Annotated in this window: 20 protein-coding genes; 8 read left to right on the plus strand and 12 right to left on the minus strand. The window is 67.8% G+C overall.

Annotated features, from left to right (window positions below):
* From BIX52_RS08460 to hemH, 3 genes are all read right to left on the minus strand, one after another.
* The gene (locus tag BIX52_RS08460) at positions 1-555 is read right to left on the minus strand and encodes a TRAP transporter small permease (RefSeq protein ID WP_208990469.1); all 555 of its coding nucleotides are present in this window, start codon (positions 553-555) and stop codon (positions 1-3) included.
* Between the two features lie 93 nt (positions 556-648).
* Positions 649-1,641, minus strand: a complete 993-nt coding sequence (gene dctP / locus BIX52_RS08465; protein WP_075220587.1) for a TRAP transporter substrate-binding protein DctP — start codon at positions 1,639-1,641, stop codon at positions 649-651.
* 119 nt (positions 1,642-1,760) lie between these two features.
* Positions 1,761-2,846 carry a ferrochelatase gene (gene hemH / locus BIX52_RS08470; protein WP_083660123.1) on the minus strand — a complete coding sequence of 362 codons (1,086 nt, stop codon included), beginning with the start codon at positions 2,844-2,846 and terminating at the stop codon, positions 1,761-1,763.
* A gap of 258 nt (positions 2,847-3,104) precedes the next feature.
* Here hemH and BIX52_RS08475 point away from each other — a divergent pair, with 258 nt between their 5' ends.
* Positions 3,105-3,473 (plus strand): hypothetical protein, encoded by a 369-nt coding sequence (locus tag BIX52_RS08475; RefSeq protein ID WP_075220588.1) that lies wholly within the window; start codon positions 3,105-3,107, stop codon positions 3,471-3,473.
* A 106-nt stretch (positions 3,474-3,579) separates the two neighbouring features.
* On the opposite strand, the gene BIX52_RS08480 is transcribed toward BIX52_RS08475, so the two are convergent.
* The gene (locus BIX52_RS08480; protein ID WP_075220589.1) at positions 3,580-4,269 is read right to left on the minus strand and encodes a YggS family pyridoxal phosphate-dependent enzyme; all 690 of its coding nucleotides are present in this window, start codon (positions 4,267-4,269) and stop codon (positions 3,580-3,582) included.
* 69 nt (positions 4,270-4,338) lie between these two features.
* Here BIX52_RS08480 and leuS point away from each other — a divergent pair, with 69 nt between their 5' ends.
* Genes leuS through holA form a run of 3 tightly spaced genes read left to right on the plus strand, consistent with a single transcriptional unit; the run spans position 4,339 to position 8,697 of the window.
* A complete protein-coding gene (leuS, locus tag BIX52_RS08485) occupies positions 4,339-7,152 on the plus strand; it encodes a leucine--tRNA ligase (RefSeq protein ID WP_075220590.1) in 2,814 nt (937 codons plus the stop codon).
* On the plus strand, positions 7,139-7,663 hold the full coding sequence (lptE, locus tag BIX52_RS08490; protein WP_075220591.1) for an LPS assembly lipoprotein LptE: 525 nt from the start codon (positions 7,139-7,141) through the stop codon (positions 7,661-7,663). The genes leuS and lptE overlap by 14 nt, the downstream gene beginning before the upstream one ends.
* Entirely contained in the window at positions 7,660-8,697 is a 1,038-nt protein-coding gene (gene holA / locus BIX52_RS08495; protein WP_075220592.1) for a DNA polymerase III subunit delta, read from the plus strand. Before lptE ends, holA begins: the two co-directional genes overlap by 4 nt.
* A 28-nt stretch (positions 8,698-8,725) precedes the next feature.
* Here the strand turns inward: holA and BIX52_RS08500 are convergent, their stop codons facing one another.
* From BIX52_RS08500 to BIX52_RS08525, 6 genes are all read right to left on the minus strand, one after another.
* Positions 8,726-9,124, minus strand: a complete 399-nt coding sequence (locus BIX52_RS08500; RefSeq protein WP_075220593.1) for a MerR family transcriptional regulator — start codon at positions 9,122-9,124, stop codon at positions 8,726-8,728.
* Between the two features lie 670 nt (positions 9,125-9,794).
* Positions 9,795-10,475, minus strand: coding sequence for a cysteine hydrolase family protein (locus BIX52_RS08505; protein ID WP_075220594.1), 681 nt, complete (start codon positions 10,473-10,475; stop codon positions 9,795-9,797).
* 108 nt (positions 10,476-10,583) lie between these two features.
* A complete protein-coding gene (locus tag BIX52_RS08510; RefSeq protein ID WP_075220595.1) occupies positions 10,584-11,471 on the minus strand; it encodes a branched-chain amino acid ABC transporter permease in 888 nt (295 codons plus the stop codon).
* A 66-nt stretch (positions 11,472-11,537) separates the two neighbouring features.
* Complete coding sequence (locus BIX52_RS08515; protein ID WP_075220596.1) at positions 11,538-12,242, minus strand: ABC transporter ATP-binding protein; 705 nt, start codon at positions 12,240-12,242, stop codon at positions 11,538-11,540.
* Complete coding sequence (locus BIX52_RS08520) at positions 12,242-13,405, minus strand: ABC transporter substrate-binding protein (RefSeq protein WP_075220597.1); 1,164 nt, start codon at positions 13,403-13,405, stop codon at positions 12,242-12,244. The genes BIX52_RS08515 and BIX52_RS08520 overlap by 1 nt, the downstream gene beginning before the upstream one ends.
* A complete protein-coding gene (locus BIX52_RS08525) occupies positions 13,402-15,279 on the minus strand; it encodes a branched-chain amino acid ABC transporter ATP-binding protein/permease (protein ID WP_075220598.1) in 1,878 nt (625 codons plus the stop codon). Before BIX52_RS08525 ends, BIX52_RS08520 begins: the two co-directional genes overlap by 4 nt.
* Positions 15,280-15,430: 151 nt before the next feature.
* Between BIX52_RS08525 and BIX52_RS08530 the strand changes: the two genes are divergently transcribed.
* Both BIX52_RS08530 and BIX52_RS08535 read left to right on the plus strand, forming a co-directional pair.
* On the plus strand, positions 15,431-16,339 hold the full coding sequence (locus BIX52_RS08530) for an N-formylglutamate amidohydrolase (RefSeq protein WP_205647734.1): 909 nt from the start codon (positions 15,431-15,433) through the stop codon (positions 16,337-16,339).
* Positions 16,336-17,625, plus strand: a complete 1,290-nt coding sequence (locus tag BIX52_RS08535) for a type I glutamate--ammonia ligase (protein ID WP_075220599.1) — start codon at positions 16,336-16,338, stop codon at positions 17,623-17,625. The genes BIX52_RS08530 and BIX52_RS08535 overlap by 4 nt, the downstream gene beginning before the upstream one ends.
* Before the next feature lie 4 nt (positions 17,626-17,629).
* Here BIX52_RS08535 and BIX52_RS08540 read toward each other — a convergent pair whose 3' ends face one another.
* Complete coding sequence (locus tag BIX52_RS08540; protein ID WP_075220786.1) at positions 17,630-18,862, minus strand: urate hydroxylase PuuD; 1,233 nt, start codon at positions 18,860-18,862, stop codon at positions 17,630-17,632.
* Between the two features lie 152 nt (positions 18,863-19,014).
* On the opposite strand from BIX52_RS08540, the gene BIX52_RS08545 reads away from it, so the two are divergent.
* A complete protein-coding gene (locus BIX52_RS08545) occupies positions 19,015-20,427 on the plus strand; it encodes a uracil-xanthine permease family protein (protein WP_075220600.1) in 1,413 nt (470 codons plus the stop codon).
* A gap of 42 nt (positions 20,428-20,469) precedes the next feature.
* On the opposite strand, the gene BIX52_RS08550 is transcribed toward BIX52_RS08545, so the two are convergent.
* Positions 20,470-20,955 (minus strand): hypothetical protein, encoded by a 486-nt coding sequence (locus tag BIX52_RS08550; RefSeq protein WP_075220601.1) that lies wholly within the window; start codon positions 20,953-20,955, stop codon positions 20,470-20,472.
* 251 nt (positions 20,956-21,206) lie between these two features.
* On the opposite strand from BIX52_RS08550, the gene BIX52_RS08555 reads away from it, so the two are divergent.
* Entirely contained in the window at positions 21,207-22,031 is an 825-nt protein-coding gene (locus tag BIX52_RS08555; RefSeq protein ID WP_075220602.1) for a metallophosphoesterase family protein, read from the plus strand.
* Positions 22,032-22,076: the final 45 nt, after the last annotated feature.

The raw sequence follows: 22,076 nt of genomic DNA on the forward strand, positions 1-22,076 counted from the left end.
TCACTCCGAGAGGGGGCGGGTGGCGGGGTGGAGCGCGGCCTTCTCGCCCGCGTCCGGCCGTTCGGCGAGACCGTGGCCGAGCACCGCCTCACCGGCCGGCGGCGATTGCGGGGCGACGATGTCGGCGAAGAGCTGCAGCGCGTAGAGCGCGAAGCCGACCGGCATGGCGATGTAGGGGATCCAGAGCTTGACGCCCCACACCGTGTCCGAGCGCCAATTGCGGTCCCAGGCGAAGTGGAACAGCTCGAACCCGTAATAGAGCATCAGGAGCGCGATGAAGAGCGTCACCGCCGTTGTGACGGCGATGAGGACGCGGCGCGCGCCCGGCGGCAGCATGAGAGGCACCAGCTCGACGTTCACGTGGCCGCGCAGAAGCTGCACGTAGGGAAGGCCGATGAGGGTGGCGCCGATCATCAGATAGGTGACCGCCTCGGTCTGCCAGATGGTCGAGTGGTTCAGCACGAAGCGGACGAAGATGAGGTGGCAGGTGATGGCGACCGAGGCGACGATCATGGACGCCGACAGGACGCCGCAGACCTTCGAGACGAGGCGCACGGCCCGTCCGAAGGTGTGAGCCGGCCCCCGAGGGGGCCGGGCCGTGGCGATGGAGGTCATCGGGCGAGCGGGGCGATCGCGAGGGCGGCCGGGCTATTCGACCGCGAGCGCCGCGTCGAGCAGTTCCTGCCCGTTCGGCGTCTCGGCGACGAACTCCTTGTAGGAGGACGCCTTCGCGACATCGCGCCAGGCGTTGAACTCGGCTTCCGTCATCTCGGCGATTTCGACGCCGGCTTCGCGGAACTTGGCGGTGGCCTCGTCGTCCTCCTTCTTGGCCTCCTCGAGGTAGAAGGCCTGCGCCTTCTTGCCGGCCTCCAGCAGCGCGGCCTGCTGCTCCTCGGTCAGGCTCTCGAAGGTGGATTTGTTCATCAGCAGCGGCTGATACATGAACCAGAGCGAGTAGTCCGACACCGGGGTGAAGCACTTCACCTGCTCGTAGAGGCGGTAGGAGACGAAGCTGGAGGACGAGGTGTTGGCCGCGTCGACCACGCCCGACTGCATCGCCGAATAGAGTTCGGACGAGGGGAGCGAGGTGATGGAGGCGCCGGCTTCGGCCAGCATCTGCTCGAACGCCTTGCCGGCGGCGCGCATCTGCTTGCCCTTCACCGTGTCGGGCCCGGTGACGCACTCCTCGGCCCCGGCGAATCCACCGGCGAGGTAGCCGTGGACGAGGACCATCACGTCGTCCTCGGCCATGATCTCCTCGAGCTTCTCCATGAAGGGGCTGTCGACGAGGCGGGCCGCATGGTCGTGGCTCTTCACGAGGCCGGGCATCAGGGTGAGGTTGTAGGCGGGGCGCTGGCCGCCGGCGTAGGACAGCGGCAGCACCGTCATATCGAGCCGCCCGCGCGACAGCGGGTTATATTGCTCGTTCGCCTTGAACAGCGAGGCGGAGGGATAGATCGTGATGTTGATGTCGTCGTCCGCGACCTCGTCGGCGACCATCTGCGCGACCTTGTGGCGCACGTCGCTGGTCGACCACTGGTGGCTGAGCTTCAGGTCGACGGCCAGCGCCTCGGTCGGCGCGAAGGCGAGGGTCGGGGCGAAGGCGAGCGCGGCGAGCGTCGCCGTGAGGCGGTAAGCCATGGTGTTCCTCCGGGTTCGCGGCCATCTGGCGGGCCGCTTTATCGAAGGCTAACCTGCGGCTTATCGCCCTTTCAATCAAGGCGAGTTTTACCGCTGCCCGCACCCGCTCCGATGGCGCCTCAGACCCAGCCCATCAGCTCCCGCCGCACGACGCTTTCGATGACCCGCATCCCCTCCGCACTGTCGTTGAGGCAGGGCACCACGGAATAGTGCGTGCCGCCCGCGTGCTCGAAATATTCGCGGTTCTCGCCGCCGATCTCCTCGATCGTCTCCAGGCAGTCGGTGACGAAGCCGGGGGTCATCACCACGAGCTTCTTCATGCCCTTGCCGGGAAGGGATTTGATGGTCTCGTCGGTATAGGGCTTGATCCACTCGGCCTTGCCGAAACGCGACTGGAAGGTGACCTTCAATCGCCCGTCCGGCCAGCCGAGCCGCTTCTGCAGGAGCCGCGTCGTCTTGTGGCACTGGCAGTGATAGGGGTCGCCCTTGTCGAGATACTCCTGCGGCACGCCGTGGTAGGAGGTGAGGATGAGGTCGGGCGTGAAGTCGAGCCCGGCCAGATGCGCCTCCAGCGAGCGGGCCAAAGCGTCGATATAGATCGGATCGTCGCAATATTGGGGCACGGTGCGAAGGGCCGGTTGCCAGCGCAGTGCCTTCAGCGCGTCGAACGCCTTGTCGTTGACGGTGGCGGTCGTCGCGGCGGCATATTGCGGGTAGAGCGGGAAGAGGAGGATGCGCTCGCAGCCCTTCTTCTGCAGCGCCTCCAGCTTCTCCTTGATCGGCGGCAGGCCGTAGCGCATCGCCCACTCGACCTCGATGCGCGGCTCATGGGCCAGCGCGGCGGCGAGCTTTTCGGACTGGCTGCGCGTGACGGTCTTCAGCGGGCTCTCGTCGAGCTCGCGGTTCCACACCTCGTCATAGGCCTTGCCGGACGCCTGCGGGCGCTTGGAGAGGATGATGAGGTTGAGGATCGGCCACCAGACGAAGGGGTTCACCTCGATGACGCGGCGGTCGGACAGGAATTCCTTGAGGTAGCGGCGCATCGGCCAATAGCTCGTCCCCTCGGGCGTGCCGAGGTTGACGATGAGGACGCCGATGCGGCCGGAGAGGACCGGCGGATGGCCTTCGGGCAGGCGCTGCGGGGTTCCCGCGAAGGGGGCGACGCCCTCTTTGAGGTTCGCGTTGCCGGCCTGGGCGCTGTCCATCAATCCATCCCTCCTTCCGGCCCGCCCCCGCGCGGGGCGAGCGACTGTCTCGACACGGTTTGCTCGACACGGTTTGGAAGTGTTCTGCCGTGGCCGGTTCGTCAACTGCGGCAATGGTGCGGCAGGCCGCATTTTCCGCGGTGCCGCGCGCGATTGCTCTCGCCGCCTGCCGCAATTTCTGATAGAAAATGAGCATATCAGGGTGCGCCCTGTCCAGTTCCCGCACCCTGCCCCAAATCATAGATACGGAAATGCAAGATGCCTTTGGTCGACAGGCGATGCATCTTCGCCATTCTTTTCGTCACCGGGTGGATGATGGTCCCGATGATGGTCCCAGAGGGCCGCGCGATCGCCCAAACCGTCGTCCAGGTGCCGACGATGGCGTCGATCGGCGCCATCGTCGGCACCTGGCGCTGCCCCTTGGGGACGATGCAGATCTCGCCGTCCACCTACGTCTTCTCCGGCGAACCGGCCACACGGATCCGCAGCATCGTCCGCCGCGGGCAGGACTACCGCGTCATCTTCAGCCGCGAGATGTCGGTCACACTCCTCGGCGTGAACCTGCGGTCGCTGACCTGGCACTCGCCGAAGACCGGCGACACGTTCGACTGCACCCGCACCCGCTGACCCGCGCAGGGTCGCCGGGGGGCTAGGCGGACCGGCGCTTCCGGTGAAGCCGCCGCGGCCTCACCGGGTCCTCATGCACCCGGCGCGGGATCGGGCCCCGCGCCGCTCATCCCGCCGCGAGCGGAGGCCGCGCGCCGAAGATGGCCGAGCCGACGCGGACCCAGCGCGCCCCCTGCGCCACCGCCGTCTCGTAGTCGCCGGACATGCCCATCGACGTCGCGAGGCCCAGCCCGTCCGCCATCGCCTTCAGCGCGGCGAAATGCGGGGCGGGATCCTCGTCCACCGGCGGGATCGCCATCAGCGCGATGACGTCCAGACCCAGCGCCCGCACGCGCTCCACCAGCGCTGCGGCGTCCTCCGGCGCCACGCCCGCCTTCTGCGGCTCGTTGCCGATGTTGACCTGAACCATCACCTTGGGCATCCGCCCCGCCGCCTCGCCCGCCTTGGCGATGGCCTCGGCGATCTTCTCCCGGTCCACGCTCTCGATCACGTCGAACAGCGCCACCGCGTCCTTCGCCTTGTTGGACTGCAGCGGGCCGAGGAGATGCAGTTCCACATCCGGGAACTCGGCCTTCAGCTCCGGCCACTTCGCCTTCGCCTCCTGAACCCGGTTCTCGCCGACGATGCGTTGGCCCGCCTCCAAGGCTGGGCGGATGTGCTCGGCCTCGAACGTCTTCGTCACCGCGACGAGGTCGCACACGTCGCCGCGCCCGGCCGCCTTCATGGCGTCCGCGATCGACCTTTGGACCACAGTCAATCGCTCCGCGACCCCGCTTTGCGCACTCTCAACTGTCATGGCGGTTGACCCCTTGCCTCCGCTCACCCATGGTCCCGCGACACCTCCCGACGCCGGTTCGACACACGAATGAGTACCCACGAGCGTTACAACGCGCCCGCCACCGAAGCCAAGTGGCGTGCCGCCTGGGAACAGGCGGACATCTACCGCACGGACAACGACGATCCGCGCCCCAAGTATTATGTCTTGGAGATGTTCCCCTATCCCTCCGGCCGCATCCACATGGGCCACGTGCGCAACTACACGATGGGGGACGTCGTCGCGCGTTACCGCCGCGCCAAGGGCTTCAACGTCCTGCACCCGATGGGGTGGGACGCCTTCGGCATGCCCGCCGAAAACGCGGCGATGCAGAACAACACCCACCCCGCCAAGTGGACCTACGCCAACATCGACGCGATGAAGGCGCAGCTGAAGTCCATGGGCCTCTCGCTGGACTGGTCACGCGAGTTCGCCACCTGCGACGTGGCCTATTATCACCAGCAGCAGCGCCTGTTCCTGGCGTTCCTGAAGGAAGGGCTGGTCAAGCGCCAGACCCGCAAGGTCAACTGGGACCCGGTCGACCAGACCGTGCTCGCCAACGAGCAGGTGATCGACGGCAAGGGCTGGCGCTCCGGCGCCACGGTGGAACAGCGCGACATGCCGGAATGGTGCTTCGCCATCACCGACTATGCGCAGGACCTGCTCGACGCGATCGACACCCTGGACCGCTGGCCCGACAAGGTGCGCCTGATGCAGCGCAACTGGATCGGCCGGTCCGAAGGGCTGATGATGCGCTTTCCGCTGACGGTGCACGAACCGTCGGGACTCTCCGAGATCGAGGTCTTCACCACCCGGCCGGACACCATCTTCGGTGCGTCCTTCGTGGCGCTGGCGCCGGGCCATCCTCTCGCCAAGGCGGTGGCCGAGCATAATCCGGACGTGGCGGCCTTCATCGCCGAGACGCAGAAGATGGGCACCAGCGCCGAGGTCATCGAAAAGGCCGAGAAGCGCGGCGTCTTCACCAATCTGCGCGTCGCCCACCCGTTCGATCCCGACATCACGCTGCCGGTCTACGTCGCCAACTTCATTTTGATGGACTACGGCACGGGCGCCATCTTCGGCTGCCCCGCCCACGATCAGCGCGACCTCGACTTCGCCCGCAAGTACTCGCTGCCCGTCCACCCGGTGGTGCGGCCGAAGGATGCCGACGACACCTTCCACGTCGGCGCCGACGCCTTCACCGACGACGGCGTGATCTTCAACTCCCGCTTCCTCGACGGCATGTCCATCCCGGACGCGAAGAACGAGATCGCCACGCGGCTGGAGAACACCGAGCTGGACGGTCGCCCCCAGGGGACCCGCAAGGTCAACTTCCGCCTGCGCGACTGGGGCATTTCCCGGCAGCGCTACTGGGGCTGCCCCATCCCGGTCATCAAGTGCGACGCCTGCGGCCTCGTCCCCGTGCCGGACGATCAGTTGCCGGTGAAGCTGCCGGAGGACGTCACCTTCGACGTTCCGGGTAACCCGCTCGACCGTCACCCGACCTGGAAGCATGTCGACTGCCCGTCCTGCGGCGCCCCCGCGCAGCGCGAGACGGACACGATGGACACCTTCGTCGACTCGTCGTGGTACTTCGCCCGGTTCACCGCGCCGGACGCCGCCGCGCCGATCGACAAGGCGGTGATGGAAGACTGGCTGCCGGTCGACCAATATATCGGCGGCGTCGAGCACGCGATCCTGCACCTTCTCTACTCGCGCTTCTTCATGCGCGCGGTGGCGAAGGCGGGGTATGGCGACCGGCCGGAGCCCTTCAAGGGCCTCTTCACCCAAGGCATGGTCACGCACGAGACCTACGGCAGCCTGACCCGCGAATGGCTGACGCCTGAGGAGACGCGCCCCGTCACCGCCGCCGAGGCTGCCGACCTCGCCGCCAAATATGCCCGCCACATCGAGGTGTCCAAGCGCCTCGACGCGGACCCGCGCATCGACAAGACGCTGCTTCACGTCGTGCTGGACCCGGCGGTCGAAACCAGCGCGTGCGAGGCCTATGACGCCTACTTCGCCGAGGCGAAGTGCGAGCCGCTCACCGCCGGGCGCATCTGGTTCTCCCCCGCCCACCCCTTGCGCGCCGCAGCGCCCGAGGCGTGGCTGATGAACCTCAAGGCGGCGACGCTCACCCCCGCCTTCAACTACGGCGTCGAGAAGATGTCGAAGTCGAAGAAGAACGTGGTGGATCCGGACTCCGTCCTCTCCACCTACGGCGCCGACACCGCCCGCTGGTTCATGCTGTCCGACACCCCGCCGGAACGCGACATCGAGTGGACGGACGCCGGCTTCGACGCTTCGCACCGCTTCGTGCAGCGCATCTGGCGCCTGGTGGGCGAGGCGATCGCCGCCATGGACCGCCCCGGCTCCGGAGACGGCGCGGCGCTGCGCAAGGCCACCCACGCCTCGGTCCGCGCCATCGAAGAGGCGATCGAAGGGCTCGGCTTCAACCGCGCCGTCGCCCGCCTCTACGAATGGACCAACGCGCTGCAGAAGGCGATCCCCGACACCGCCGTCCCCGGCTCCGTGCTGCGCGAGAGCGTGGAGGCCATGGTGGTCTGCTTCGGGCCGATGATGCCGCACCTTGCCGAAGAGTGCTGGACCGCGCTCGGCAAGGACGGCTTCGTCGCCAACGCGGCCTGGCCTGCGGTGGACGAGAGCCTTCTGGTGGAGGACACCATCACCCTCCCCGTCCAGGTCAACGGCAAGAGGCGCGCCGAAATCACCGTCGCGAAGGACACACCGAAGGACCAGATCGAAGCCGCTGTGCTTGAAATGGAAGATGTGAAACGCTTCCTCAATGGTCCACCAAAGAAGCTGATCGTCGTGCCGGGACGAATCGTCAATGTGGTTGCGTAACGCCATCATCGCCATCGCGGTGGCCGCCCTCGCCGGCGGCTGCCAGGTGCGCCCGCTCTACATGGACACGGCGACCGGCGGCCCCCTGTCGCCGACTCCGGACCTGATGGCGATCGCCGTCGACCCGCCGCGCGACCGCACCGAGCAGGTGCTCACCAACGAGCTCAGCTTCATCTTCCGCGGCGACGGCTCGCGCCCCACCGAGCCGCTCTATCGCCTGCGCTTCGTCCTCGACTCCAGCGACGACAACCTCGCCGTGGAGTTGGAGCAGGACCTTCCGGCGGCGGTGCTGATCACGCTGAACGCCACCTTCATCCTGTCCGAGATCGCCACGGAGCGCACGCTTCTGACCGGCGCCTCCACCACCACCGCGTCCTACGACTATTCGTCCCAGCGTTACGCCAACGTGCGGGCCGAGAAGGATGCGCGCGAGCGGGCGGCGCGGTCGATGGCGGAGAACATTGCCGGGCGCCTGGCCGCCTACTTCGCGGCGCGGCGCAGCGACACGTGACCGCAGCAAAGGCCGCCGACGTCGCACGGCGGTTCACCGCGCAGGACAAGCTGCCGCCCGTCATCCTCGTCTTCGGGCCGGACCGCGGCCTCGTCACCGAGGTGTCGGACCACATCCTCACCCTGTTCGACGGGGGCGACGACCCGTTCGCCATCGTCAAGCTGGATGCCGCCACCGTCGCCGCCGACCCCGCCCGGCTGATCGACGAGGCGGGCACCATCTCCATGTTCGGCGGCAAGCGGCTCATCCTGGTGCGCGACGCGGCGGGCCGCAACATGTCGCCCGCCGTGCTGCCGCTCCTGACCCACGCGCCGACGGACGCGGTCGTGGTCGTGGAGGCGGGCGACCTGAAACGCGGCACGGGCCTGCGCAAGGATGTCGAGGCGCACAAGAGCGCCGTCGCCGTCTACTGCCCGCCCGACGGCGAGCGCGACCTCGACCGCATGATCGACGATGAGACGGCCAAGTTCGGCCTGATGATCGACCCCGACGCGCGCGCCGTCCTGCGCGAGAGGCTGGGCGCAGACCGCGCCGCCTCGCGCAACGAGGTGCTTAAGGCGTGCCTGCACGCTGCCGGCAACGAGGCGCTGACGGTGGAGGACATCGACGCCGTGGTGGGTGACGTCGCCGCGAGCCAGGTGAGCGAGGCGGTGGACGCGGCCTTCCTCGGCAACCGCCATGCGCTGGACGCCGTGCTCGGCCGGGTGCTGCGCCAGGACAGCGCGGCGGTGCAGATCCTCATGGTGGCGCAGCGTGTCTGCCACGCGATGGAGCAGGCCGCGGCGCTGGTCGCCTCAGGTACGGTTCCGTCTCGCGCCGTGGAGGACGTGCGCCCGCCGCTCTTCGGCTCGGCCAAGGCGATGGCGGCGCGCGCGCTGGACCATTGGACCCCGGTCAAGCTGCGCGCCGCGTCCGAGGCGATCGCCGAAGCGACCTTTCGCACGCGGATCATGCCGCATCTGGCCGCGGCGGTGACGCGGGACGTCCTGTTCCGCATCGCCTCGCAGGCGTCCGCGCGGCGGCCGTCACGCTGACGCGCTCGCCCCGCGCGGCCGATCCCCGTCAGCTGTCCTTGCCGTTGCGGTCGATCTTCTCCAGCGACTCTGTGGCCTGACGCTCGATATCGCGGAGCTCTTCCAAGGTCAGCGCCAGAGCCGCACTCTGGTCCTCCAACCGCTTGATGCGCTTGCGCACGCCGCGGAGCAACGCGCACAACTGCTCGGCCCCCGTGCGGTCGGCCTCGTAGAGGTCGAGATATTCTTTGATGTCCTGGATGGAAAAACCCAGCCTCTTGCCGCGCTGGACCAGGATCAGGCGCGCCCGCTCGCGCTCGGTATAGACGCGTGTGCTCCCCGCGCGTTGAGGCTGAATGAGCCCTTTCTGCTCGTAGAACCGCACGGCCCGGGCGGTCATGCCCAATTCGTCGGCCAGTTGGGTCACGGTGTAGAAGGTATCTTTCATCGTACTACGGCCCCACCCCGCGCGGGGCTGCTCGTGGCCGTGGTCCGTCCTCAGCATGCATTCCTCCCGTTAGGACGATCCATGGTCCGTCAAGAGACTTAATCCAGCGGCTGACTATTCGTTTCGAGCCGTGGTGGTGGACCTGAGAGAGCTGTCGCAAAATTCTGTCACGAACATTGGAAAAAGCTTCGAATCGCAAGCCGGTAAACTTGATCCATCTTTCGCTTGAATTCACGCGGACATCTTCCGTATGCGTCGAGACCGGCGCCGAAGCGCCGTGAATGACGCACCGCATACAACCTGCTTGCTCATTCCGTGTATTTATAGCGCGATTGATTTATGTTATGCAAGCTAAGGGACGGTCACGATTCATGCCGATTCGGCACCAATCGCAGGTGTTCGTGATATCCTGCTCTTTCCAAATGCAATTCTACCCAATCGAATACACGTATCGCGCGTACCGCTTTGCGTGATTCGGGTGTGTTTGACCACTATTGCAATATATTTCGCCCATTCAGAGCCTGAAGCAAATGGCATCCCATGATCCGGCCGCTTCCGGCGAGGACAACCGGCGATCGGGCCACGGCCTGCGGCACGGCGCCGCAGGACCATCGTTTGTGTAAAAACCATGCCGCCACGGCCGCCAGCCGGTGCCGCGGCGGCATTTCACCTACGCCGCCGCACTCTCGAGCGCGGCGAATTCGGCGACCATCTCCTCCGTCGTGCGCACGCGGGCATAGTGGCCATCCATCATCTTGATGGAGTTCAGGTGCCGCTCCTCCTCGTGTGTGGCACAGCAATCGGGCAGAAGCGTCACGAGGAAGCCGCGGTCGCAGGCATCGCGCACCGTGGTTTCGACGCACTGATCCGTGCACACGCCATAGATGACGAGGTATTCAACGCCGAGATTTCGCAGCACATACTCGATGTTCGTGGAGTTGAAGATACCGGATGCGGTTTTTGGGATGATGATCTCGTCCCCCACCGGCGCGACCTCGGGGATCACTTTGGCCTCCCACGCCCCTTTGGGGATGAAGAGACCGGAAATCATATGGTCGAGGCTGATGTCGCGACCGTCCTGGGTCAGCGCCTCGATGACGGTGTAGATCACCTCGACACCCGCCGCCCGCGCCGCGTCCTGCAACCGCTGCTGGTTCGGGATGACCGTATCCGTCAGCCGGGTGAGGAAGAATTTCTGGCCCGGCTCCGCGCCTTCGCTGCGCGCCGCCTCCGCCCGCGCGGGCGTCCATTCCATATTCTGCATGTCCACCGACAAGAGCGCGGTCTTGCCCTTCTCGATGGGGCGTTCGCGATCGTCCTTCTTGGCGGTTGCAACGGTCAACTTGGGCAAGGGGCGTCCTCTGATCAAACGGCGGCAGGGCGGCAGGCCCGGCGCCACGGGTTGTCTTGCGGCGATGGTAAAGCGCACGGCCCTCGCGCCGCCAGAGGGCCCGGCGCATCAGGACCGGTCCACCTTCACCGCCGGCACCAGCCCGTCCGGGCGCACCAAAAGCACCGCGATCACCGTCGAGAGGACGATGGCGTCCCGGTAGGGCGACAGGGAATCGGGCAGGAAGGCTTGGCTGAACACCTCGACGGCGCCGACGAAGAAGCCGCCCAGAATGGCGCCCGAGAGACTGCCGAGACCGCCCAGAACCGTGGCGATGAAGGCCTTCAGCACCGGGAAGAACCCCATCAGCGGGTCGACCGAGCCGCGCTGCGCCGTCCACATCACCGCCGCGATGCCGGCCAGGAGGCCCGACAGCGCGAAGGCGGCCGCCACCACCCGGTCCGCCCGCACGCCGAGGAGCCGCAGCATCTCGAAGTCCTCGGCAGCGGCGCGCATCGCCATGCCCGTCTCGGTGCGGCGCAGGAACAGGGTGAGTCCGAGGAGCGCGAGAAGCGTGGTGACGATCGAGATGGTGGGGATGACCCCCACCGTGATCGCCCCCACCTCGTAGCTCCCCGACAGCGCGGCGGGAAGCTGGATCGGCTTGGGCCGCGCCGAAATGCCGTTCTGGAACAGAACCTTCAGGATCTCGGAGATGGCGAAGCTGGTAATCAGAAGCGACACCACGCTGGCGCCGCGCATCGCCCGGAAGGCAACCCGCTCCATCGCCACCGCGGCGAACACCGCCGCGAACACGCCCGACGCCACCGCGAGGGGGATCGGCAACCCGAACACCGTCGCCGCGAAGACGCCGTAGCCGCCGACCGTCATGATCTCGCCGTGGGCGAAGTTGATCAGCCGCACGATGGAAAAGACGATGGCGAGGCCCAGCGCCAGCATCGCATAGATGCCGCCGAGGGAAAGGGCGTTGACGGTCTGCTGAATCACATAGTCCATCGTCGCCTCTTCATGCCGGCCACGTCATCCGGCTCACGTCATCCGGCCCATGTCATGCGACCCATTTCATGCCGCCATGTAGGCGCCGCGGATGGCCTCGCTCTCGCCGAGCTCGGCCGCCGTTCCCGCCACCGAAACGCGCCCGTTGGCGAGCACCGCCACGCGGTCGGCGATCTCCAGCGACAGCGGAACGTTCTGCTCCACCAGGAGCATCGCGAGTCCCTCCGCCTTCAATTCGGCGATGAGGTCGAACACGCGGTCGACCATCAACGGGGCGAGGCCGAGCGACGGCTCATCCAGCAGCAGCAGCCGAGGGGCCGCCATCAGCGCGCGGGCGATCGCCAGCATCTGCTGCTCGCCGCCCGACAAAAGCCCCGCCCGCTGGGTGCGCCGCTCGGCCAGGATCGGGAAGCGCTCCATCATCGCCGCGCGCCGGGCGGCGGACACGGCCTTGTCGGCGGCGAGGCTTCCCGCCACCGCGAGGTTTTCCTCCACCGTCAGCGAGGCGAAGACCCGCCGCCCCTCCGGCACCACGCCGATGCCGAGGCGGATGATGTCCTCCGCCCGCATGCCGGTGATGTCCCGCCCGTCGAACCGGATGGCGCCGCGGGTGACGGGCCGGGCGCCAGCGATCGCCATCAGCGCCGTGGTCTTGCCCGCCCCGTTGGCGCCGAGCAGCGCCGTCACCGAACCCGGCGCCACCGCGATGTCCACGCCCTTCAGCGCGTGGACGGGGCCATAGTGCACGTCGAGGCCGGTGACGCTCAGCATCAGGGCGCGGGCAGCTTTTCGGGGTCGGCGGTGCCGCGCATGACGAAATCCTTCGACCCGTCGGCGTTGATCTTGGCGATCACCACCGGGCGCAGCGGCATCCGGTCCGTCCCGGCAAAGGTGAAGTTGGACATGATACCCTCGCCGTCCTCGATCGCGGCCAGAGCGTCGCGCACCGCCGCGGGGTCGGTGGATCCCGCCGCCTCCACCGCGTCCTCGATCATGTGGGCGATGTCGCAGCCGTTCACATAGTAGTTGTTGTCGGGCTCCGCGCCGGTCGCCTCGGTGTACTCCTTCACCCAGTCGCCATAGGCGCTGCCCTCCTCGGGAAAGCCGCCGGAGGTGTGGTAGGTGCCGTCCACCACGTCGCCGAGGCCGCGCACGGTGGGAGTGTCGAGCACGTCCCCGCCCATCACCTGCGTCGTCAGCCCCGCCCCGCGCAGCGCCTTGATGAAGGCGGGGAAGTCCGGCTCCCACGCCCAGGTGACGATGAGGTCGGGGGCGGGCTCCGTCGCCTTGATGTTGGTGACGATGGCCGAGAAGTCCGGCTGGTTGAGCGAATAGAGCGACTCGCCCACGACCTCGCCCCCGTTCGCCTGGAACACGGTGGCAAAATATTCCGGCCCGCCCATGGTGTAGGCGCTGTCGGGGGATTTGACGATGTAGACCTTCTCGAACCCCTGTTCGGTGGCGAAATCGGCGAGCACCGTCGCCTGCTGATTGTCGGCCGGGTAGGAGCCGAAGATGTAGTCGCCCACCTGGGTCAGCACCGGGGCGGTGCCGGCGAAGGTCATCGTCGGGATCCCCTCCGGCTGTGTGATCTGCCCGGCGGCGATGGTCGGGTCGGCGTCGGCGGACGAGACGATGAACTGGGCGCCGTTGTCGACCATCTCCTGCGCCACCTTCACGGTCTCGGCCATGTCGGACCGCGTGTCGCGCACGTCGAGCTCGACCTGATATTGGCCTGCGAGCCCGCCCGCGGCGTTCATCTTGTCGATGCAGTATTTAAAGCCGGCATAGCTCGGCTGGTCGTAGGGGGTGAGGTAGCCGGACTGGGCGCTCATCACGCCGATCTTGTAGGTGTCCTGCGCCGCGGCGGGGGTGGCGAGGGGCGTGAACGCGGTCCCGGCCATCAGGGCGAGGGACGTCAAAACGGGTCTCATGTCGATGCTCCTTCCTTGGCGTAATCGGTCGTCTTCGCGTCGTCGTCGACTCTCCGGGCGCGGCCGCGGCCGATGTAGGCCTCGATCACCGCCGGATCCTGGCGGATCGCCTCGGGTGTGCCGGATGCAATCACCTTGCCGCGGTTCATCACCACGATGGATGAGGACAGCCGGTTCACGAACTCGAGGTCATGGTCGATGAGGAGAAGGCCGATGCCGCGCTCGGCGGTGAGGCGCTTCAGGCGCTCGCCGAGGTCGGCGGTCTCGTCGGGGTTCATGCCGGCGGCCGGCTCGTCGAGCAGGATGAGGCTCGGCCCGGAGGCGAGGCAGCGGGCGATCTCCAGCCGCTTGCGGGCGCCGTAGGGGAGCGCGGCGGCCGTGGTCGTTGCGGCGTCCGAAAGCTCCAGCGCCGCGATCTCGCGCAGCGCCAATGCGCTCGCCGCCCGTCCTGCATGCCCCGCCGCCAGCGCCGCGACGAGGACGTTCTCGTAGACGGTGAGCGTGCCGAAGAGACGAAGGTTCTGGAAGGTGCGCGCGAGGCCGAGGGGCGCGATCGCATGGGCGGCACGTCCGCGCAGCTCGTCAGTGCCGAAACGAATCGATCCTTCGTCGGCTAAGAACTGCGCGGTGATGAGGTTTACGACGGTCGACTTGCCGGCACCGTTCGGGCCGATGAGACCGGTGACCTGGCCCGGTGGCACCTGGAAATCCGCGCAATCCACTGCTGTTAAGCCGGCAAAGTGTTTTGTGAGCCGGCTTATGGTGAGCTCCTTCGCGGCGTGCATCGGCGCCGCTGGCGCCTGCTCTCGCCGCGGAAGAAGAAGGGCGATGAGGCGGGCGTGGCCGGGCAGGCGGACCTCGCGAGTGCCGATCAGCCCGTCCGGCCGGAGCCAGATGACGAGGAGGATCGCGGCCGACAGCGCTACCGTCGTAAGCCCGAAGACGGCCGGAAGTTCCACGCCCGCCACCGTGCCCCCACCCTCGAGCTGGCGCACACCGTCCTGCAGCAGCGTCACCAGCACCACGCCAGTGACCGCGCCCGACACGGTGGCCATGCCGCCGATGATCAGCATCGCGACCAGCGAGAACATCAGCCCGAAATAGAAGGTTGTGGGCGAGAAGGCGCCGAGCATGAAGCCGTAGAGCGCGCCGGCCACCGCCGCCATCGCCCCCGACAGCACCCACGCCCCGTACTTCACCGCCCGCGCGTTGATGCCGAGCGCCGTCGCCGCCGCCTCGTCGTCCCGCACCGCGCGCAGCATCAGCCCCCACCGGCTCTCGCGGTAGAGCCGCGCCGCCAGGATGAAGAGGACCGCCGCCCCCAAGGCGATCTCGAACGTCGTCACCCGCGGCACGCCGAAGAAGGTCTGACTGCCGCGGGTGATCTCGCGCGCGCCGATCAGCACCGAATGGACGATGATGAGGAGACCCAAAGTGGAAATGGTGGCCGAAGCCCCCCTCAGCCGCGCGATGGCAAGGCCCGACAGCCCCGCCGCGACGAGGCCGATGCCCGCCGCCGGGACGAGCGCCACCCAGGGGGACAGCTCCCACCCCTTGAGCGCGTCCGGCAATTGGGCGAGGGCGGTGCGCTGCATCATCGCCGGCATGGAGAGGATGCCCGCCGTGTAGGCACCCAGCGCCATGAAGGCGGAATGGCCGAAGGAGACGATGCCCGAATTGCCGGTGAACAGCCCCAGCGCCACCACCGCCGACACGAACACGCACATCTGCACGGCGATCCGCTCGCCCATGCGGCCGAGGCCGAACACCAGCGCATAGGACACCGCGGCCAGCGCCACGACGATGACGAGCGTCTGGCCGATCGCCCCGGCGCGCCGCAGCCGCGGCAGGTCAGCAAGCGCGGTAGAAGCCATGATCCCCCGTCAACGGTTCAGTAAGGAGTGAAGAACGGGCATCGTTTGATGTCAAACGGAATACTGGGATGGTGCCGGCACCTGTCCGCCGCCGACGGCCGCAGGTGCGCGGGGGTTTGCCAGCCGTGCGGCCCTGTGCGACCGATATGCGATGAGCGAGAGCGCCCCCTCCCCCGCTGCCGACGCCGCCGCAGCCGCCGCCGACCGCGGCGCAGTCGGCCGCGCGTCGATCGAGCCCGCCCCCCTGATGGGCGCGGCCGGACCGCGCTGGGCGGGCGGCTGTCTGGCGCCGGACGATCCGCCGCCCGTCATCCACCGCAACCCCGGCGCCACCTCGCCGATCCTTCTGACGTGCGACCATGCCGGCCATCGCGTCCCCCGAACTCTGCCTCTGGGCGTCGGGGAGCAAGATCTTTGCCGCCACATCGGCTACGACATCGGCGCGCTGGCGGTGGCGGAGCGCTTGGCGGACCTCCTCGGCGCCGAGCTGATCGCCCAGCGCTACAGCCGCCTCGTGATCGACTGCAACCGACCGCCCCACGCGCCGGACGCGATGCCACCGCGGGTCGACGGCACCGACATCCCCGGCAACAGCGCGCCGACGCCGGCCGACGCCGCCGCCCGCGTGGCCGAGATTTTCATGCCCTATCACGCCGCCATCGCCGCCAGCCTGGACGCGCGGGCCGCCCGCGGCGAAGCCACCATCTACGTCGCCGTGCACTCCTTCACGCCGCACCATGGCGACTATCCGGCCGCGCGCCCCTGGCCAATCACCTTCCTGTTCAACCGCGAACCGGCTCTGTCCCACGCCCTCGCCCACCTCTTGCAGGCTGACGGGATCAACGCCGGGCTGAACGTGCCTTACGAGGTGGATGACGAGGGCGACTACGGCATCCCCGTCCACGCCGAGCGGCGCGGCCTGGTCTCCACCCTCGTGGAAATTCGCCAGGACACGATCGCCGACCAGGCAGGGATCAATGCCGCCGCGCAGCGCCTCGCCGATACTCTGTCCCAAGCCCTCGCGTCCTTTCCACCCTCGCCACCGGACCCCGCCTCATGAGCTCGCCCCGCTTCGCCTTCCTCGGTAACGTCGAACTGTCGGCCATCTTCCGCGGCCGCTCCGTGCCGATCGAGCTTCTCGACAAGGCGATGAAGAGCGGCATGCCCTGGGTGCCGACGAACGTGTGCCTGTCCGCCTCCAACACCATCCCGCCCGACAACCCGTTCGGACCGATGGGTGAGACGCGCATCGTCCCCGACCCGAAGCGATCCGTCGTGCTGCCGAAGCGCGACGGGCGGCCGGAAATGCTGGTGCACCTCGCCGACATCACTCAGCATGACGGGGCCTTCTGGGAGGCGTGCGGGCGCAGTCAGCTGAAGCGCGCCCTCGCCGACCTCGAGGCCACGGGCTACAAGCTGAAGGTCGGGTTCGAGCACGAGCTCTACATCTACGGCCTCACCGAGATCTCGTCCTCCGCCTACGCGCTGCCGGGGAGCCGCGCGGTGTCGGAGCTCGCCGCCGCGGTGTTCGACACCTTGGAGACCGCGGGCACCCGGCTCGATCAGTTCATGTCCGAGTTCGGCCAGCACCAGTTCGAGATTTCGAGCCCCGTGCGCGGGGCCCTGCGCGCGGCCGACGAGGCGGTGATCGCCCGCGAGGTGATCCGCGACGCCGCGTCCGGCCGCGGTCTGCGCGCCACGTTCGCGCCGAAGCCGGACCTCGGCCAGGCCGGCAGCGGCGTTCACATCCACCTCAGCCTGTGGGATCTCGACGGGAACCCGGTGACCGGGGCGGGCGACCTGCCGACCGGGCCCGCGGGCAGTTTCATCGCCGGCATTCTCGCGCAGATCGACGCCGTCCTGGCCTTCACCGCGCCGACGCCGAACTCCTACGACCGCATCGGCCCATCGTCCTGGGTCGGCGCCTACAACTGTATGGGCGTGAAGAACCGCGAGGCAGCGGTTCGCTTCGTGCCGCGCCCGGCCGCGGAGGACGGCTCAAATCCCGGCGCGTCGATGGAGTTCCGCGTGTCGGACGGGTCGGCTAACCCCTACATCGCGCTCGCCGCGCTCGTCCGCGCCGGGCTGGAGGGCCTCGCGGACGGCCTGCCGACACCGCAGAGCATCGAGCGCGACCCCGCGACCTTCTACGTCGACGAGATCGACGCTCTCGGCATCCGCCAGGTGGCGCGCAGTCTGCCGGCGGCGCTGGCGGCGGCGGAGACGGTCGCCCCCGCCTGGTTCGGCGATCTCTTCTGGAGCGCCTACGGTTCGGTGCGCCGCAACGAGATGAACGACGCCGCCAACTCGCCCCACTATGGGGCACAGCTCGCGCGGGTCATCTGAGGGTTCAGCCGTCGCGCAGCCAGCGGCCGAGGGCGGCGCGCTCCTCGTCGGTCATGCCGGTGACGTTGCCGGGGGGCATCGCATGGGACAGCACCGCCTGACGGGCGATGCGCGACGCCTCCTTGGCGATGTCATACTCCGTCTCCAGCACGACGCCGAGCGGCGGATGCACCATCCCCTCCCAGATCGGCTGACGCGCATGGCACATCGAGCAGCGCGACAGGATGACGTTCTGCGCGTCGGGGAAGCTCTCCGCCGCCACGAGGGTGCGCATCGCCGGCGTCGTCGGATCGAACCGCACCCCCGCCGCCTCCTGTTCGGGCATCTGCCGCACCAGGGGGTAGGTCGACAAGCCGACGATGACGAGGAAAAGCGCCGCCGTCACCACCCAGGTCCACACCAGGTTCCGGTGGTGCGCGTGCTTGGTGTTGAAGAAGTGCCGGATCACCGCGCCCATCACCAGCACCAGCGCGATGATCACCCACGACCACCGCGTCGACGTCGCCAGCGGATAGTGGTTGGCGAGGAAGAAGAAGATCACCGGCAGCGTCAGGTAGTTGTTGTGGAGCGACCGCTGCTTGGCGATCTTGCCGTACTTCGGATCCGGCTTGCGCCCGGCGATCAGGTCCGCCACCACAACGCGCTGGTTGGGGATGATCACCATGGCGACGTTGGCGGCCATCATCGTCGCCGTCATCGCGCCGACGTGGATGAAGGCACCGCGCCCCGAAAACACGTGGGTGAGGATGAAGCCGACCACCGAGAGGAACACGAAGAGGACGACGAAGACCGCCGTATCGCCCAGCCCGATGAGCCGCTTGCAGAGCTGGTCATAGACGACCCAGCCGGCCGACAGCACGGTGAGCGAGATAACCACCGCTTGCCAGGTCGCCAGCGGCATCACCGTGGGGTCGATGAGGTAGAGGTGCGCGCCAGCATAGTACATGAGGGCGAGAAGCGCGAAGCCGGACAGCCACGTCGTGTACGCCTCCCATTTGAACCACACGAGGTCGTCCGGCATGTGCTCCGGCGCAACGCCATATTTCTGGATGTGGTAGAAGCCGCCGCCGTGGACCTGCCACTCTTCGCCCAGCACACCGGCGGGCGCCGTCTTGGCCTTCTTCAGGCCGAGGTCCAGGGCGATGAAGTAGAAGGACGAGCCGATCCAGGCGATCGCCGTGACGATGTGCAGCCAGCGGACCGCGAACATCGACCATTCCCATAGATAGTCCAGGATCATCCGCCGCTCCTCGCCCTGTCGTCCCGCCTATATCGGCGCGCTATGCGAGAACGATGCCGTCCATCCGGCGCGGCGGCAAGCAATCCGCCTTGGCACCCGACGTGCAAGACCACCCCTTATTGAGATGTCAACATAAGAGGGTCGGGCCGATGGCGATCAACGGGCTGGGAACGGCGGAGCAACTGCGCGATCCGAATTATATGCCACCCGTCGCCAAGGCGATTCCGCTGGGGATCCAGCACATCCTGGCCATGTTCATCTCCAACGTCACGCCGGCCATCATCATCGCCGGGGCGGCGGGCTTCGGCTTCGGCACGCCCGGCGTCGGCGATCTCGTCTACATGATCCAGATGTCGATGACCTTCGCCGGCATCGCCACGCTGTTCCAGACGGTCGGCGCGGGGCCGGTCGGGGCGCGGCTCCCCATCGTCCAGGGCACCAGCTTCGCGTTCATCCCGGTGATGATCCCGCTCGTCGCCGGACAGGGGGTGGAGGCGATGGCGACGGTGACGGGCGGCGTCATCTGCGGCGGCCTCTTCCACGCCTGCCTGGCACCCTTCATCGGCAAGATGCGCTTTGCCCTGCCGCCGCTGGTCACCGGTCTCGTGGTGCTCCTCATCGGCCTCGCTCTAGTCAAGGTCGGCATCCAATACGCCGCCGGGGGTGTCCCCGCGATCGGCACGCCCGAATATGGCTCGGCGCTCAACTGGTTCGTCGCCTCGGTCGTCATCGTGGTGACGCTTGGGCTGAAATTCTTCACCCGCGGCCTGATGTCGATCTCGGCGATCCTCATCGGCCTCATCGCCGGCTACGTGGTGGCGCTCATCTTCGGCATGGTGTCGTTCGGTGCCGTCGCCCGCGCGTCGTGGATCCTGGTGCCGGACCCGTTCCACTTCGGCGTCGACTTCACCTTCGCGGCGGTCATCGGCTTCTGCCTGATGGGCGTCATCTCGGCGATCGAGACTGTGGGCGACGTGTCGGGCATCACCAAGGGCGGCGCCGGGCGGGAGGCGACGGACGCGGAGATCCGCGGCGCCACCTTCGCGGACGGTTTCGGCTCGGCGGTCGCGGGCGTCTTCGGCGCGCTCCCCAACACGTCGTTTTCGCAGAATGTCGGCCTCATCGCGATCACCGGGGTGATGAGCCGCCACGTGGTCACGATCGGCGCGATCTTCCTCATCGTCTGCGGCTTCGTGCCGAAGATCGGCGCGATCATCTCCACCATCCCGATCGAGGTGCTGGGCGGCGGCGTCATCGTCATGTTCGGCATGATCGCCTCCGCGGGCGTGAGCATGCTGGCCGAGGTGGAGTGGGACCGGCGCAACATGGTCATCTTCGGCGTGGCGCTGTCGGTGGGGCTGGGGCTTCAGCTGGAGCCCGGCGCGCTGCAACATGCGCATCCGACGGTGCAGGTGCTGCTCACCTCCGGGCTCCTGCCCGCGGCGACCATCGCGATCGTCCTCAACCTCTTCCTGCCCACGACCCTGGCGGACGATCGCGCGCCGGAGGAGCCGGAGGGCGTGCGGCATGACGCCTATCTGCGGTCGACGCCCTCTCACTGACCCTCGGATCAGGTGTCGCTTCTCCCACGTCCGCGGACGGGGTCAGCCCCCCGCGCCGACGATGCCGCCGGTCTGCAGCCGCGTCAGCGCCTCGGCCGTATCCGGCGCGGTCTCATAGAGCGTGGCCAGGGCCTGGCTCTCGTAGAGCTGCGCCAATTTGAGGTCATGGAGGATTGCAGTGCGGGTGCTGTCGCCGGTCTCGTCCTCGGGAACGCCTTCGAGCTCCATTCCGGCCAGCACGAGGCGCTGGATGGCGGCGCGCGCGGTGTTCGGGGCGAGGGCGCGCGACCGGGCGAGGGCGGTGCGCGCGAAGTCGTCGAACCCGCCGGACGCCGCCGCGATCGCCGCCGCATTCCAGGCGAAGACATTCCCCGGCGTCGCCTCGATTGCCTCGATTGCGAGCTCCAAGGCCAGGCGCTCGTCCTGCCAGCGCAGGGACGCCGTTTCGGAGCGGTCGATGTTGTAGAGGGACCGGTCGAACAGGGCGGTGCGGTTCTCGGGGAACCAGCTGTCCAGCCCAACATTCACCCTTTCATCCGGGCTGAACCCCGGAGAATCGTCCATCACCGCGGCAAATGATGCCAGCCCGATCAGCAAAAGCGTAATACTACTTATGCGTACGATTGTCTTGCCGAACGCGGGGTTAGATGCCTTCTGGTCGGACGTGGACGAGCGCCGCATAAGTTTCTGCCACTTCTTGTTTCTGCGGGGCACTCGCCCCAATTCATCTACAAGGCCGGGCCACGTTGCCCGATTCTTCGAACGTTGAGGAGGCCAAAGTGCTGCGCTTTCTGCGCCGCCCTCGCCCAGAGGCCGGCACCCCCGCCCCCACACCGCGGGTCGCACCGGACACCCGCATCTACGCGATCGGCGACATTCATGGTCAAGCGCATTGCCTCGATATTCTGCTCGAGCGCATTGACGCCGATCAACAGACATATACGGACGGCCGCAATTCGCGGATTGTCCTGTTGGGCGATTATGTCGACCGCGGGGCGGACAGCCGCGCCGCGCTGGAGCGCGTGAAGGCCCTCGTCGCGGACGGCGCGGTGGCCCTTCGCGGCAACCACGAAGAGGCGCTGCTGAACTTCATCGACGAGCCGTTGGCGGGCGCGCGCTGGTTCGGCTTCGGCGGGAAGCAGACCGTCGCCTCCTACGGCATCACCCCGCCCCAGCGGATGGACAAGGACAGCCTCACCACCCTCGCCTCCGAGCTGGCCCAGGCGATGGGCGATCACATCGCCTTCCTGCGCTCCTCCCTCGTCCCGTACCATGAAAGCGGCGATGTGGTCTTCGTTCACGCCGATCTCGCACCCGGCGTGCCGCTGGCCGAGCAGGACCCGCATATCCTCACCTGGGGCCATCCCGACCAGCCGTGCGCGGCGTGGATGGAGGGCAAGCTCGTCGTGCACGGCCATTATCCGGATGTCGACCCCATGGAGAGCGAGGGGCGCATCTGCATCGACACCGGCGCCTTCTACACCAACAAGCTCACTTGCCTGCGGCTGGACGAGGGCACCGGGTTCCTCAACAGCGTCGGCGGCAGCCCCCGCATCGGCCCGGTGCCGCCATCTTCCGCGCGCGAGGATACCGAGCCCGCGTGACGGCCCGCAGCAGGCAAGCGACCGGCCGCCGCCGTCCAAACATGA

Source organism: Acuticoccus yangtzensis, from assembly GCF_001927245.1.
Taxonomy (GTDB): domain Bacteria; phylum Pseudomonadota; class Alphaproteobacteria; order Rhizobiales; family Amorphaceae; genus Acuticoccus; species Acuticoccus yangtzensis.

What these genes read in the sequence shown, in the direction of transcription:
- BIX52_RS08525 (WP_075220598.1), bottom strand. Translation starts at nt 15,279, where the DNA reads ATGGCTTCTACCGCGCTTGCTGACCTGCCGCGGCTGCGGCGCGCCGGG.
- leuS (WP_075220590.1), top strand. Translation starts at nt 4,339, where the DNA reads ATGAGTACCCACGAGCGTTACAACGCGCCCGCCACCGAAGCCAAGTGG.
- BIX52_RS08515 (WP_075220596.1), bottom strand. Translation starts at nt 12,242, where the DNA reads ATGCTGAGCGTCACCGGCCTCGACGTGCACTATGGCCCCGTCCACGCG.
- BIX52_RS08520 (WP_075220597.1), bottom strand. Translation starts at nt 13,405, where the DNA reads ATGAGACCCGTTTTGACGTCCCTCGCCCTGATGGCCGGGACCGCGTTC.
- dctP (WP_075220587.1), bottom strand. Translation starts at nt 1,641, where the DNA reads ATGGCTTACCGCCTCACGGCGACGCTCGCCGCGCTCGCCTTCGCCCCG.
- BIX52_RS08530 (WP_205647734.1), top strand. Translation starts at nt 15,431, where the DNA reads ATGAGCGAGAGCGCCCCCTCCCCCGCTGCCGACGCCGCCGCAGCCGCC.
- BIX52_RS08480 (WP_075220589.1), bottom strand. Translation starts at nt 4,269, where the DNA reads ATGACAGTTGAGAGTGCGCAAAGCGGGGTCGCGGAGCGATTGACTGTG.
- lptE (WP_075220591.1), top strand. Translation starts at nt 7,139, where the DNA reads ATGTGGTTGCGTAACGCCATCATCGCCATCGCGGTGGCCGCCCTCGCC.
- BIX52_RS08545 (WP_075220600.1), top strand. Translation starts at nt 19,015, where the DNA reads ATGGCGATCAACGGGCTGGGAACGGCGGAGCAACTGCGCGATCCGAAT.
- BIX52_RS08500 (WP_075220593.1), bottom strand. Translation starts at nt 9,124, where the DNA reads ATGAAAGATACCTTCTACACCGTGACCCAACTGGCCGACGAATTGGGC.
- BIX52_RS08475 (WP_075220588.1), top strand. Translation starts at nt 3,105, where the DNA reads ATGCCTTTGGTCGACAGGCGATGCATCTTCGCCATTCTTTTCGTCACC.
- hemH (WP_083660123.1), bottom strand. Translation starts at nt 2,846, where the DNA reads ATGGACAGCGCCCAGGCCGGCAACGCGAACCTCAAAGAGGGCGTCGCC.
- BIX52_RS08510 (WP_075220595.1), bottom strand. Translation starts at nt 11,471, where the DNA reads ATGGACTATGTGATTCAGCAGACCGTCAACGCCCTTTCCCTCGGCGGC.
- BIX52_RS08535 (WP_075220599.1), top strand. Translation starts at nt 16,336, where the DNA reads ATGAGCTCGCCCCGCTTCGCCTTCCTCGGTAACGTCGAACTGTCGGCC.